Origin of the sequence: Streptomyces sp. NPDC002130 (assembly GCF_040296465.1) — a bacterium.
Taxonomy (GTDB): Bacteria; Actinomycetota; Actinomycetes; order Streptomycetales; family Streptomycetaceae; genus Streptomyces.
The window spans coordinates 1-13,186 of sequence record NZ_JBEOXI010000037.1 but is presented as its reverse complement, the minus strand read 5'-3'; the positions used below and the strand labels follow the sequence as shown (position 1 = coordinate 13,186).

Here is a 13,186-nt window from a genome sequence, read left to right as displayed (position 1 = left end):
TTCGTAGATATCCAGAGGGTGTGGCAGGTGTTTCCTCCCGTGCCGGATCGCATGATCCGGCACGGAGTGCCTAGGGGAGGGTAACGACTGTCGCGGCGTAGACGAGACCCGCCCCGAAGCCGATGACGAGCGCGGTGTCGCCGCTCTTCGCCTCGCCGGTCGCCAGGAGCCGCTCCATCGCGAGCGGGATCGAGGCGGCCGAGGTGTTGCCGGTGGTGCGTACGTCACGTGCGACCGTGACCGACTCCGGCAGCTTGAGAGTCTTCACCATCGAGTCGATGATCCGCTCGTTGGCCTGGTGCGGAATGAAGACGTCCAGGTCCTCCGCGGAGATGCCGGCGGCGTCCAGCGCCTCCTTGGCGACCTTCGCCATCTCGAACACGGCCCAGCGGAACACCGCCTGGCCCTCCTGCGTGATGGCGGGGAACTTGGCGACCTCGCCGGAACGGTAGTCCGTCCACGGCACGGTCTGCTTGATCGTCTCGGACTTGTCGCCCTCGGAGCCCCAGACGGTGGGGCCGATGGCCGGCTCCTGGGCCGGGCCCACGACGACCGCCCCCGCGCCGTCGCCGAACAGGAAGGCCGTCGCCCGGTCCTCCAGGTCGGTCAGGTCGCTCAGCCGCTCCACGCCGATCACCAGGACGTACTCGGCCGAGCCCTCGACGATCATGCCCTTGGCGAGGGTGAGGCCGTAGCCGAAGCCCGCGCAGCCGGCCGAGATGTCGAAGGCGGCGGCCTTGGCGGTGCCGAGCTTGTCGGCGATCTCGGTGGCGACGGCCGGGGTCTGCTTGAAGTGCGAGACGGTCGAGACGATCACGCCGCCGATCTGCTCGGCGGAGATCCCGGCGTCGGCGATCGCCTTGCCGGACGCCTCGATCGACATCGCGGCGACCGTCTCCTCGTCGTTCGCCCAGTGCCGGGTCTCGATGCCGGAGCGCGAGCGGATCCACTCGTCGGACGAGTCGATCGTCTCGAGGATCACCTCGTTCGGCACGACCCGGGTCGGGCGGTAGCCGCCGACGCCGAGGATGCGCGCGTACGGGGCGCCCTTGCTGGGCTTGATCTTCGCCATGCGGTCGGCTCCTTGGGGGCGGCGGTCAGGCGTGCTCGGCGATGAGCTCGCGAGCCGCGTCGAGGTCGGCGGGGGACTTCAGGGCCAGCGTCTTCACCCCGGGCAGGGCCCGCTTGGCGAGGCCGGTGAGGGTGCCACCGGGGCACAGCTCGACCAGGGCCGTGACACCGAGCTCCTTGAAGGTCTCCATGCACAGGTCCCAGCGGACCGGGTTGGCGACCTGGCCGACCAGGCGGTCCAGCACCTCGCTGCCGGCCGCGACGGTCCGGCCGTCCTTGTTGGAGACGTAGGTGACCTTCGGGTCGCCGGGCGCCAGGGCCTCGGCGGCCTTGGCCAGCGTGTCGACCGCCGGGGCCATGTGGTGCGTGTGGAACGCGCCGGCGACCTTCAGCGCGACGACCTTGCGCACGCCCTCGGGCTTGTCCGCCTCCAGCGCGGCGAGCTGCTCCTTGGTGCCGGCCGCGACGATCTGGCCCGCGCCGTTGATGTTCGCCGGGGTCAGGCCCAGCTTCTCCAGATGCGGAACCGTCACGGCGGGGTCGCCGCCCAGCAGCGCCGCCATGCCGGTCTCCGTGACGGCGGCGGCCTCGGCCATGCCGAGCCCGCGGGTGCGGACCAGGCGGAGCGCCTCCTCGTGGGGGAGCACTCCGGCGAGCGACGCCGCGGTGATCTCGCCGACGCTGTGACCGGCGATCGCGCCGACCTTCCGCGCCAGCTCGGCCGGGTCGTCGAACAGCAGGTTCGCGGACGCGAGTCCGGCCGCGACCAGCAGCGGCTGCGCCACCGCGGTGTCGCGGATCTCCTCCGCGTCGGCCTCGGTGCCGTAACGGATCAGGTCGAGTCCCGCGGCGTCGGACCAGGCCTCGAGGGCACCGCGAACACCGGGGAGGTCGAGCCATTCGGTCAGGAAGCCGGGCGTCTGAGCGCCCTGGCCGGGAGCGACGAGTACGAGCACTCTCACACTCTCTCTTGGGGACGGGCACAACCGCCCGTGGGGACAGGGACGAAGAACACGGAGGGGTTTTGTCGAGCCTCGACAAAACCTTAGGGCTGAGGATCTCCATCGACCAGACGCCCCAGGATCAGCGCGATCCGCAGGGTGAACGCAGAGCGTACATCGGAGGGTGACCAACCGGTGACGTCAGTCACACGTCGGAGCCGGTAACGGACGGTGTTGGGATGGACGAACAGCATCCGGGCGGCGCCCTCGAGACTGCTCGCCTGTTCGAGATAGACACTGAGGGTCTCCAGGAGCGCGGCCCCGGCCTCCTCCAGCGGTCTGTAGATCTCCTCCACCAGTTGCTCCCGGGCCGAGGGGTCCCCGGCCATCGCCCGCTCCGGGAGCAGATCGTCCGCCAGGACCGGGCGCGGGGCGTCCTGCCAGGCGGAACACGCCTTCAGCCCGGCCGCGGCGGCCTGCGCGGACCGGGTCGCGGCCAGCAGGTCCGGCACCACCGGGCCCGCCACGACCGGGCCGGCCGCGAACGGGCCGATGAGCGACTTGGCGACGGCCAGCGGGTTGTCGCTGCCGCCGGCGATGACGACCAGCCGGTCGCCGAGCACCCCGGTGAGCACCTGGAGCTTGGCGTGTCGGGCGGCGCGGCGGATCGCCTCCACGGTCAGTTCGGAGTCGCCGTCGGGCGCCGTGCCGAGCACCACGCACACGTGCTCGGGCGAGTTCCACCCGAGCGCGGCGGCCCGGGACACGGCACCCTCGTCGGCCTCGCCGCTGAGCACGGCGTTCACGACCAGGGACTCCAGCCGGGCGTCCCAGGCACCGCGTGCCTCGGCGGCCTGGGCGTACACCTGGGCCGTGGCGAAGGCGATCTCCCGGGCGTAGACGAGCAGCGCCTCGCGCAGCACCCGCTCGTCGCCGGGGGCCGCGACCTCGTCGATCGCGCTCTCCATGACCTCGATGGTGGTGCGCACCATCTCCACGGTCTGGCGCAGGGTGATCGCCCGGGTCAGCTCTCGCGGCGCGGTGCCGAACACATCGGTGGAGATGGCCTGCGGGGCGTCCGGATGCCGGAACCACTCGGTGAACGCGGCGATACCCGCCTGCGCGACCAGACCGATCCAGGAACGGTTCTCCGGGGGCATGGCCCGGTACCACGGCAGCGTCTCGTCCATCCGCGCGATGGCCTGCGCGGCGAGCGATCCGGACGACTTCTCCAGCCGCTTCAGCGTCGCGGCATGCGGATGGACGTCGTGGGCTGCGGCTTCGTTCTTGCTGGTTTCGGGTTCGGGCACGGGGACAAGACTGCCTTATCCGGACGGGAAGGTGGGCCGCCGGGGTCTACGGTGGACCCCGTGATGGACGTACGGCGCGCGGACGAGCGCTACCCCGGAGGGGACGCGACCGCAGGGATCGAGTCGTGGCACGCCTTCTCCTTCGGGCCCCACTACGACCCGGACAACCTCCGTTTCGGCGCGGTGCTCGCGTGCAACGAGGAGCGGCTGGCGCCCGGGGCCGGCTTCGACGAGCATCCGCACAGCCACACCGAGATCGTGACCTGGGTGGTGGAGGGGGAGCTGACCCACCGGGACTCCACCGGGCACGAGTCGGTCGTGCGCCACGGGGACGTGCAGCGGCTCAGCTCGGCCGGCGGTGTGCGGCACGTGGAGCGCAACGACGGCCCGCAGCCCCTGACCTTCATCCAGATGTGGCTGGCCCCCCTCAGCCCCGGCGGCGACCCGTCCTACGAAGTCGTCCACGGCATCGCCGACTCGACGCCCTACGCCGTCCCGGAGGCCGGCGCGATGCTGCACGTGCGGCGCCTCGGGGCGGGGGAGCGTACGGCGGTGCCGGACGGGCCGTACGCGTACGTGCACGTCGTGCGCGGTGCCGTCCGCCTGGACGGCGAGGAACTGGGCGCCGGTGACGCCGCCCGGATCACGGACACCAAGGGCCTGGAGGCCGAGGGCGTGACCGACGCGGAGCTGTTGATCTGGGAGATGGCCTAGGGCCCCGGCCCTAGAGCTCCGTCAGCACCGCGTCCGTGAACGCGGGCCACGCCTCGGTCGCCCACGGCCCGAACGCGCGGTCCGTCAGCGCCACGCAGGCCGCTCCCGCGTCCGGGTCGACCCACAGGAACGTACCCGACTGCCCGAAATGCCCGAAGGTGCGCGGCGAGGACGAGGCGCCCGTCCAGTGCGGCGACTTGGAGTCGCGGATCTCGAAGCCGAGCCCCCAGTCGTTGGGGTTCTGGTGGCCGTACCCCGGCAGGACGCCCTTGGTGCCCGGGTAGTGCACGGTCATCGCCTCGGCGACCGTGCGCGGATCCAGCAGCCGCGGCGCCTGCACCTCGGCCGCGAACCGCAGCAGGTCCTCCACCGTCGACACCCCGTCCTTGGCCGGAGAGCCCTCCAGGGTCGTCGAGGTCATGCCCAGCGGCTCCAGCACGGCCTGCCGGAGGTACTCCCCGAACGGGATGTCGGTGGCCTTCGTGACGTGGTCGCCCAACTGCTCGAAGCCGGCGTTGGAGTACAGCCGCCGCTCCCCCGGCGGGGCCGTGACCCTGTGCTCGTCGAAGGCGAGGCCCGAGGTGTGCGCGAGCAGGTGCCGGACCGTCGACCCGGGGGGACCCGCCGGCTCGTCGAACTCGATGGCACCCTCCTCGTACGCGACGAGCACCGCGTAGGCGGCCAGCGGCTTGGTCACCGACGCGAGCCGGAACCGCTGCCCGGCCGGTCCGTGAGTGCCGAGGACGGTGCCGTCCGCTCGTACGACCCCCGCCGCAGCGGTGGGAACCGGCCAGTTATCGATCAGGGCGAGGCTCTTCAGCGACATGCGTTCGAGCCTATGCGCTCAGAGAGCGAGCTCCAGCAAAGGGTCGGGCTTGGGGCGGAAACCGAGGGAGACGTACAGCGGCTCGGCCTCCGGGGAAGCGGTGAGCTGCACGCGCCGGGCACCGCGTTCGCGGAACCACTCCAGCAACGAGTTCATGCAGGCCCGCGCATACCCGCGGCGCCGGGCGTCCGGGTCGGTGGCGACGCTGAACACGAAGCCCACCATGCCCTGCGGGTCGCCCGCCTTGCCGATGCGGTAGTCGATCGTCCCGGCCACCAGGCAGGCCAGCGCCCCCGCCCGCTCCGGGTGGTCGACGACGAACGCCGTGAAGTCCCCGTCCGAATCGGCCAGTTTGGCCCTCAGTGTGGGGAGCGACTCCCCGTGCCAGGCGATGGACGGATCGGAGGCGAACACCGCGTCGATCATGACCTGGCGCAGTCGCAGGACTTCCTCGGCGTCGGCGGGCAGGGCGCGACGTACAACACTCATGAGTCCGTACGCTAACCATCCGGATCGAGAAACGTCCTGCCGATTTCTTACCGTCGGCGCTTGCTTGGAGTGCACTCCAGGGTTTTAGCGTGGGGGCCATGACGGTGATGGAGACCACGGGGACCAGGACCGACACCTGCGCCGGCCCGCCTCAGCAGAACCGGCGCCCGGACGGCGACGACCGCTACACGATCAGCGAGGTCGTCGCCTTCACCGGCCTGACGGCACACACCCTGCGCTGGTACGAGCGCATCGGCCTGATGCCGCACATCGACCGGTCCCACACCGGTCAACGCCGCTACACCAACCGCGACCTCGACTGGCTCGACCTGGTCGGCAAGCTCCGTCTGACGGGCATGCCGGTCGCGGACATGGTCCGGTACGCGGAACTGGTGCGCGAGGGCGACCACACCTATGCCGAGCGCTTCGAGCTGCTGAGGACGACCCGGGAGGACGTCCTGGCCAGGATCGACGAACTCCGGGGCACGCTCGCCGTGCTCGACCGGAAGATCAGTTTCTACGCGGACGCCGGGCGTGCCCTGGCGTCGGAGAGGTCCCGATGAAGGACGGCAGGATCACGACGGCGAAGCTCGGCGACCACGGTCCCGAGGTGAGCGTCCAGGGCCTGGGCTGCATGGGTATGAGCTTCGGCTACGGCCCCGCGGACGCGGACGCGTCCCGGGCCACGCTGGAACGGGCGCTCGAACTGGGCGTCACCCTCTACGACACGGCCGACGCCTACGGCGCGGGTGAGAACGAGCGGTTCCTGGCGCCGTTCTTCAAGGCCCACCGCGACGAGGTCGTCATAGCCACCAAGTTCGCGCTGTCGATCCCCCCGGACGACCCCACGCGCCGGGTCATCCGCAACGACCCGCCCTACATTCGCCAGGCGGTCGAGGCGAGCCTGAAGCGTCTGGACGTCGATGCCATCGACCTCTACTACATGCACCGGCGCGATGTGAACGTGCCGATCGAGGAGAGCGTCGGCACCATGGCCGACCTGGTCCGCGAGGGCAAGGTGAAGCATCTCGGCCTGAGCGAGGTCACGGCCGGTGAACTGCGGGCCGCGTACGCCGTCCACCCCATCGCCGCCGTGCAGTCGGAGTGGTCGCTGTTCAGCCGGGACATCGAGACGCACGTCGTCCCCGCGGCCCGTGAGCTGGGCGTGGCCCTCGTCGCGTACTCACCTCTCGGCCGGGGTTTCCTCACCGGCTCCTTCACCGATGCCGACCAGGATCTGACCGCCGGTGACTTCCGCCGCCAGCAGCCTCGCTTCACGGGCGACAACGCCACGGCGAACGCGACGCTGCTGGAGCTGATCCGGTCGGTGGCCAAGGCCCATGACGCCACCCTCGGTCAGATCGCCCTGGCCTGGGTCCAGCAGCAGGCGACGATCCACGACCTCCCGGTCATCCCGATCCCGGGCACCCGCAAGCCCGGCAGGGTGGAGGAGAACACGGCGGCGACCGGCATCGTCCTCACGGACGAGGAACTGGACCTCCTGGAGGGCATAGCGGCTCAGGTGGCGGGCGCGCGGTACGCGGACATGACGTTCACCTCGGCGGGCCGGGAGTAGCGGGGAGCCCCTCAGGGGCGCGCCCTCAGGGGCGCGGGGAACTGCGCGATCAGCCACGCCCGCACCCGCGCCCGTCCACGGCGAGACTCCGGCAGACGCTAGAGCTCCGCCAACAACTCCGCCTTTTTGACCGAAAACTCCTCATCCGTCACCAATCCGGCCTGATGCAACTCGCCCAGGTGACGAATCCGCTCGGCGATGTCCGCAGGATCACGCCGCGGCGCGGGCACGGCGGCCACCGGACTCGACGTCCGCACCGCCGCCAGCACCGCGGCAGCGAACGGCAGCGACTCGTGCACGGGGCCGTACCCCAGCCCGAACACCACGGCAGCAGGATCCAGATCGGCCTGGGTCGGCGCCGCCACCGCCGCATCCCGGCGCAAAAGCCGCAAATGCCCCTCGAAGACCTCCGGTGACCGCCACTCCACCCCGTTCAGCTCGCCGACGGAGAAGCTCTGGTCGCCGGCCTTCCACTTCGCCGACGACGCCCCCGTCCAGAACCACCGGAAGTTCACGGTCCGTCCGTCGAAGGTCGCCTTCCCGTCGTACGCCTTGAACGACAGCGGCCCCTCGGGTGCCGTCACGAGGAACCGATCGGCCGGCCCGGACTCCGTCAGCAGGCCCCGCAGTTCGTCGGCGTAGTACTCCGCGAGGACCTCGCGCTCGGCGGGCAGCACCAGCCGGTAGGGGTCGACGTTCTCCTTCAGCTGCCCGGCGGCCGCCTCCAGCAACGGGTCCGCCCCGGGGCGCGGCTCGACGCGCAGCACGACCGTGCCGCGCTTCCCGCGGGTCAGGGTCACCCCGGCGATCGCCTCCAGGGGCACGCGACGCTCCCCGAGGGCCTGGAAGAGTTTGGGTGTTCGAATCCCCCGTTCGTAGCGGATGAGCACGGAGTCGGACTCGAACTCCCAGGCGGCATGAAATCCGGCCAGTACGTCACCCATGCGGCTCATCGTATGCGGCACGCGCTCCTCCGTCCCCCTCCCGAGCAGACCGCAATTTCTGCGCCTCTACGCGCGTCAGGCCGCCGCCGTGCCGGACATACCGGTACGGCAGACACCGTCTTCGTGCGCGCAGTGCACCGAGCGGTATGCGCCGACGCCGATCTCTGCGAAATTGAACAGACTTGCGGTCCCGGGCTCGAAGTAGCCCGCGTGACCCTTCGCGCCCGCTGCCGACAGCACCCGCGCGCCGAACCCGGCCGACACCGGATCGGCTCCGTGGCCCAGTCCGCCGACCTCCAGGTAGGGCACGTCCTGGATCCAGTCGTCGGAGTCCCGCATCGCCCACACCCGGGCGGTGGTGTGCAGCTGGGCGGCCTTCTCCACGCGCATGCCGGGGCTGCCGGCCACCGCGATGTCGGACACCCGGCCCGGCAGCGAGTGCGCGGCGACGCCGCACACCACGGAGCCGTAGCTGTGGCAGAACAGCGAGACCGGCGAACCGCCCGGCAGCGCCCGCACCAGCGCGTTGAGCCGTACGGCACCCTCCTCGGCGCGCATCGCCGTGGCCGAGTCGATGCCGAGTCCGCTGGGCGCCGTGTAGTCGGCCCAGGCGATCACTGCCGTCCGGGTCGACGGGCTCACCTGCCGCTGGGCCGCGTACAGGGACTTGGCCATGCCGACGGGCGCGGAGTACTTGCGGTGGGTGCGCTGGAAGGTGAGCAGGTCGGTGTCGACGCCGGGGACGACGACCGAGACCCGCTCCGCCCTGCGCAAATTGCCGAAGACCTCCGCCACCCGGCCCGAACCCTCCGGGTCGAAGGCCAGGATGTGCCGGCCCGGCTCCATGAGGTCCTCGAGGCGGTGCATCCTGCGGCCCGCATCGCGCTGCCCGGCCGTGGTGAGGCGCTTGTCGTGCATGCGTTCCCGCTCGACCTTGCGCGCCTTGGCGAGCGCGAGGTGATTGGCGCGGTAGCGCAGCTCGACCGGCGCGCCGTTCATGTTGCCCACCGCGAGCGAGTACTTGCGGACCAGGGTCGAACGGTCCTGCTCGGTGAGCGAGGAGAAGAAGCGGGCCAGCTTCGCCGGCTCGGACTGCGGGTCCGGCAGCCGGTGCCCGCCGATCCGGCCGTGCTCCCAGGCGGAGAGCGAGGCTTGGAGCGGCGTGGCGCCCCGCTGGCTGCGCAGGGCCGTCCAGCCGGTGGTCGCCAGCATCACGAACACGACGGCCAGAGCGAGCAGTGCGCGCCAGACGTTCAGTTGCGGGGAGGTGTCGAAGGAAGTCACTGAAAGGACACACTAGGAGAACGAGAGGGTCTCGCGTTAACCAAGTGACCGGGATCACGTTTCGGTGGATCGGTTAAGGGGACGGCTCCGCGCGCCAGTTCCCGGCCAGTGCGGGGCCCACCTGATCCAGGTATGTGGTGGTGAGTTCGCGCATTCCGTCGAGGGTGACGTCGTCCCCCGCGGACCACAAGCGTTCGGTGACACGAATCACCCCGCCGAAGAGGGCGACGACGATCCTCGGCCGGGGGTCCAGGTCCACATCGAGCCCCTCGCGCTCGGCGATGATGCACGCGAGCTGCTCCTCCAGCTCGGCCGACCGCCGCAGATGGGCGGCGAGCAGCGCGGGCGTCGACTCGATCACCCGGTAGACGCGCATGTGGAGTTCGATCGGCACGAGTTCCACGACGGCCTCGTTGATCGCGTCCCAGCTCTCCAGCACGGACCGGCGCAGCGCCTCCAGCGGCACCTCGTCCGGCGGGCGGGTGCGCAGGGCCTCGACGACGAGCGTCTCCGCGAGGCGCGGCACGAAGAACGCCGTCTCCTCCTTGCCGGCGAAGTAGCGGAAGAAGGTGCGCTGCGAGACGTCCACGGCGGCGGCGATGTCGTCGACGGTCGTCTCCTCGTACCCGCGCGTGGCGAACAGTTCCAGCGCGGCCCGCAGCAGTGCGTCCCGGGTGCGCCGTTTCTTGCGTTCGCGCAGGTTCAAGTCAGGCCTCTCGTCTGAAGTGTTTGTCCAGATCAGGCTATACGGGGATGTCGTGTCAGTTACCGACTGCTGAATTGGTTTGTCAATTGTCAGTGACTGACACTAGCCTCCCGGTATGACTAGTCAGACCACCATCGACACGACGGGGTCGGGGGGCAAGGCACCGGCGGGGCCGTCGGACGCGACGCCGGGCAAGGGGCTGCGAGGGCATCCCTGGCTCACCCTCATCACCGTCGCCGTGGGGGTCATGATGGTGGCCCTCGACGGCACCATCGTGGCCATAGCCAACCCGGCGATCGGCAAGGACCTGGGGGCCTCATGGTCGGATCTCCAGTGGATCACCAATGCCTACTTCCTCGCCCTCGCCGTCTCCCTGATCACCGCCGGCAAGCTCGGTGACCGTTTCGGTCATCGGCAGACGTTCCTCATCGGCGTTGCGGGCTTCGCCGCCTCCTCGGCCGCCATCGGGCTGTCCCAGGGCATCACGGCGGTCATCGTCTTCCGCGTCTTCCAGGGCCTGTTCGGCGCGCTGCTGATGCCTGCCGCGCTCGGCCTGCTGCGGGCGACGTTCCCGGCCGAGAAGCTGAACATGGCCATCGGCATCTGGGGCATGGTCATCGGCGCGTCCACCGCGGGCGGCCCGATCCTCGGCGGCGTGCTCGTCGAGCACGTCAACTGGCAGTCGGTGTTCTTCATCAACGTGCCGGTCGGCGTCCTCGCCCTCGTCCTCGGGGTGCTGATCCTGCTGGACCACCGCGCCGAGAACGCCCCGCGCTCCTTCGACCTCCTCGGCATCTTCCTGCTGTCCGCCGCGATGTTCTGCCTCGTCTGGGCTTTGATCAAGGCCCCCGAGTGGGGCTGGGGCGATCTGAAGACCTGGGCGTTCATCGTCGCTTCGCTCGTCGGCTTCGGGCTCTTCGCCGTCTGGGAGACGAAGGTGAAGGAGCCGCTGATCCCGCTGGGACTGTTCCGCTCCGTCCCGCTGTCGGCGGGTGTCGTCCTCATGGTCCTGATGGCCATCGCCTTCATGGGCGGCCTGTTCTTCGTGACGTTCTACCTCCAGAACGTGCACGGGATGAGCCCGATCGACGCCGGCCTGCACCTGCTGCCGCTCACCGGCATGATGATCGTCGGCTCCCCGCTCGCCGGCGTGATGATCACCAAGTTCGGCCCGCGTATCCCGCTGGCGGGCGGCATGGCGTTCACCGCGATCGCCATGTACGGCATGTCCACGCTGGACGCGCACACGGGCAGCGGCGTCATGTCCGTCTGGTTCGCCCTGCTGGGTCTCGGCCTCGCGCCGGTCATGGTCGGCGCGACCGAAGTCATCGTCGGCAACGCCCCGATGGAGCTCTCGGGTGTCGCGGGCGGCCTCCAGCAGGCCGCCATGCAGATCGGCGGCAGCCTCGGTACGGCCGTGCTGGGCGCGGTCATGGCCTCCAAGGTCGACAGCGAGTTCGCCGGCAACTGGGCGGACGCGGGGCTGCCGCCGCTCACCCCGGCCCAGTCCGAGCAGGCCGCGCTGGCCGTTCAGCAGGGCATCGCCCCGGTGCCCGAGGGCACCCCGGAGCAGATCGCCGCGAAGATCGCCGAGGTCGCGCACACCACGTTCATCGACGGCATGAGCCTGGCCTCCCTGACCGCCGCGGGCGTGGCGGCCGTGGCCGTGTTCGTCGCGTTCCTCACCAAGCGCGGTGAGAACGCGGAAGCCGGCGCGGGCGCTGCGCACATCTGACGGTCCCCGGCGGTTCGTTCCCTCATCAGGGTGAACGCAGCCGCCGAACCCTCCCCTCGGCACGCGCCGCAGGTCACAGTGGGTCAAGTCCTCCGCAGGGCATGGAGGACGGACGCTGCGGCGCGCTGCCGGAGGGGGGTGGCGCGCAGGCAGCGGGATTAACGCGCACCGACGGGGTACCCGCCATGTCATACCCGAAGAGAACCCCAACCGATCGAGGGTTTACGGGAGTTGATGATGGCGAGCTTCGGACACGGTACGCGCAGGCACCCCCGCTCACGTGGCCGGACGTGGTCACGGGCCGGGACGGATCGCGCGACGCTCGGACTCATCGGAGTCATCTGCGCCGTTGCAGGCTTCTTCGTGCTGGGGATCGTTCTCGGTCCCGTCGCGATGGTCTGCGGCTGGCTCGCCATGGGCCGCGCCTGGTCGGGCTCACGCCCCACCGCGGCCGTGATCGCCCTGGTCCTGGGCGCCATCGACACGCTCCTGGCCATCATCTGGCTGTCCGGAGCGGCCACACCGGGCATGGGCATCTTCTGACCCGGGTGAAGAATGTGGGAAGAGCCCCCGGCCGCTCGGCCGGGGGCCCTCTCATTGCTCCGCCGGTGTCCCCTTGAGCGCGGCCAACTCCCCCCGCAGCGCCCGCACCTCCTCCGTCAGCTCCCGGATCGCCTCGGTCTGCCGCTGTTCCTCGGCGTCGTCCTTCTCGAACCGTGCGATGAACCAGGCGGCGATGTTCGCCGTCACCACACCGAGCAGCGCGATCCCGGACAGCATCAGACCGACCGCCAGCATCCGCCCCAGGCCGGTGGTCGGTGCCATGTCCCCGTACCCCACGGTGGTCATCGTGGTGAACGCCCACCAGACCGCGTCCCCCAGGGTGTGGATGGAGGCGCCGGGCTCGTCCCGTTCCACCTCCAGCACGGCCAGCGCACCGAAGACGAGCAGTCCCAGGCACGACCCGGCGACGTACGTGGTGACCCGTACCTGCGACGCCATCCGCGCCCGCTGCCCGGCGAGGAACAGCATCGACACCAGCTTCAGCAGCCGCAGCGGCTGCGCCAGCGGCAGCACCACGGCCAGCAGCGCCAGCGGATTGCCGCGGACGAACCGCAGCCGGTCCTCGGCCAGCCACAGGCGGACCAGATAGTCGGCGGCGAAAGCGGCCCACACCACCCAGTTCGTGACGTGGCACGCGGTAAGCACGTCCTGCGGAGCCCGCGGCGCCACGATCGGTATGGCGTAGGCGATCGCGAACACGACGGCCAGCGCCAGCAGCGGGCCCTGGGTACGCCGCTCCCAACGGGCCAGCGTGGTCGAAGCGGTCATCGGGAGCGTCATGGAGGCATGGTAGGGAACGCGTGGGGCGGCACCGGTCAGGTGCCGCCCCAGGGAAACCGCCCTCGGCGTCCTACGCGTCGCCGCCCGCGGCTCCCGGGTCGGCGGCCGACACGTCGAGCAGCTGGTACCGGTCGATGGCCTGCTTGAGCACGGAGCGGTCGACCTTGCCCTCACGGGCCCCCGACGCAACCGTCCTCGTCGCCTCCCTGGTCGTGTCCACCAGCAGCTCGGAGGAGCGGTTCCGGG

Annotated in this window: 14 protein-coding genes; 5 read left to right on the top strand and 9 right to left on the bottom strand. The window is 70.6% G+C overall.

Annotated elements, in window-relative coordinates:
* Positions 1–70: 70 nt before the first annotated feature.
* From ABT116_RS09905 to fasR, 3 genes are all read right to left on the bottom strand, one after another.
* The gene (locus ABT116_RS09905) at positions 71–1,072 is read right to left on the bottom strand and encodes a ketoacyl-ACP synthase III (RefSeq protein ID WP_344457744.1); all 1,002 of its coding nucleotides are present in this window, start codon (positions 1,070–1,072) and stop codon (positions 71–73) included.
* 25 nt (positions 1,073–1,097) lie between these two features.
* Positions 1,098–2,027, bottom strand: a complete 930-nt coding sequence (locus tag ABT116_RS09900) for an ACP S-malonyltransferase (protein ID WP_351630336.1) — start codon at positions 2,025–2,027, stop codon at positions 1,098–1,100.
* 89 nt (positions 2,028–2,116) lie between these two features.
* Positions 2,117–3,322, bottom strand: coding sequence for a fatty acid biosynthesis transcriptional regulator FasR (fasR, locus tag ABT116_RS09895; protein WP_351630333.1), 1,206 nt, complete (start codon positions 3,320–3,322; stop codon positions 2,117–2,119).
* 60 nt (positions 3,323–3,382) lie between these two features.
* Between fasR and ABT116_RS09890 the strand changes: the two genes are divergently transcribed.
* Entirely contained in the window at positions 3,383–4,036 is a 654-nt protein-coding gene (locus ABT116_RS09890; RefSeq protein WP_351630330.1) for a pirin family protein, read from the top strand.
* A 10-nt stretch (positions 4,037–4,046) separates the two neighbouring features.
* Here the strand turns inward: ABT116_RS09890 and ABT116_RS09885 are convergent, their stop codons facing one another.
* Both ABT116_RS09885 and ABT116_RS09880 read right to left on the bottom strand, forming a co-directional pair.
* Positions 4,047–4,862: a serine hydrolase domain-containing protein gene (locus ABT116_RS09885; RefSeq protein ID WP_351630328.1), complete on the bottom strand. Its 816-nt coding sequence runs from the start codon at positions 4,860–4,862 to the stop codon at positions 4,047–4,049.
* 18 nt (positions 4,863–4,880) lie between these two features.
* Complete coding sequence (locus ABT116_RS09880; RefSeq protein ID WP_351630325.1) at positions 4,881–5,351, bottom strand: GNAT family N-acetyltransferase; 471 nt, start codon at positions 5,349–5,351, stop codon at positions 4,881–4,883.
* A gap of 98 nt (positions 5,352–5,449) precedes the next feature.
* On the opposite strand from ABT116_RS09880, the gene ABT116_RS09875 reads away from it, so the two are divergent.
* Together ABT116_RS09875 and ABT116_RS09870 are read left to right on the top strand one after the other, a co-directional pair.
* Entirely contained in the window at positions 5,450–5,914 is a 465-nt protein-coding gene (locus ABT116_RS09875) for a MerR family transcriptional regulator (RefSeq protein ID WP_351630323.1), read from the top strand.
* On the top strand, positions 5,911–6,927 hold the full coding sequence (locus tag ABT116_RS09870) for an aldo/keto reductase (RefSeq protein ID WP_351630321.1): 1,017 nt from the start codon (positions 5,911–5,913) through the stop codon (positions 6,925–6,927). Before ABT116_RS09875 ends, ABT116_RS09870 begins: the two co-directional genes overlap by 4 nt.
* A gap of 98 nt (positions 6,928–7,025) precedes the next feature.
* Here ABT116_RS09870 and ABT116_RS09865 read toward each other — a convergent pair whose 3' ends face one another.
* The 3 genes from ABT116_RS09865 to ABT116_RS09855 all read right to left on the bottom strand — a co-directional run bounded on the left by ABT116_RS09865 (position 7,026) and on the right by ABT116_RS09855 (position 9,861).
* The gene (locus ABT116_RS09865; RefSeq protein WP_351630411.1) at positions 7,026–7,880 is read right to left on the bottom strand and encodes a DUF4429 domain-containing protein; all 855 of its coding nucleotides are present in this window, start codon (positions 7,878–7,880) and stop codon (positions 7,026–7,028) included.
* A gap of 66 nt (positions 7,881–7,946) precedes the next feature.
* Positions 7,947–9,155, bottom strand: a complete 1,209-nt coding sequence (locus ABT116_RS09860) for an alpha/beta hydrolase (RefSeq protein WP_351630319.1) — start codon at positions 9,153–9,155, stop codon at positions 7,947–7,949.
* Positions 9,156–9,228: 73 nt separating this feature from the next.
* On the bottom strand, positions 9,229–9,861 hold the full coding sequence (locus tag ABT116_RS09855; RefSeq protein WP_351630318.1) for a TetR family transcriptional regulator: 633 nt from the start codon (positions 9,859–9,861) through the stop codon (positions 9,229–9,231).
* Positions 9,862–9,976: 115 nt separating this feature from the next.
* Between ABT116_RS09855 and ABT116_RS09850 the strand changes: the two genes are divergently transcribed.
* Both ABT116_RS09850 and ABT116_RS09845 read left to right on the top strand, forming a co-directional pair.
* Complete coding sequence (locus ABT116_RS09850) at positions 9,977–11,596, top strand: MFS transporter (RefSeq protein ID WP_351630316.1); 1,620 nt, start codon at positions 9,977–9,979, stop codon at positions 11,594–11,596.
* Between the two features lie 234 nt (positions 11,597–11,830).
* The gene (locus ABT116_RS09845) at positions 11,831–12,139 is read left to right on the top strand and encodes a small hydrophobic protein (protein WP_351630314.1); all 309 of its coding nucleotides are present in this window, start codon (positions 11,831–11,833) and stop codon (positions 12,137–12,139) included.
* Between the two features lie 51 nt (positions 12,140–12,190).
* Here the strand turns inward: ABT116_RS09845 and ABT116_RS09840 are convergent, their stop codons facing one another.
* On the bottom strand, positions 12,191–12,940 hold the full coding sequence (locus ABT116_RS09840) for a potassium channel family protein (protein ID WP_351630312.1): 750 nt from the start codon (positions 12,938–12,940) through the stop codon (positions 12,191–12,193).
* Positions 12,941–13,186: the final 246 nt, after the last annotated feature.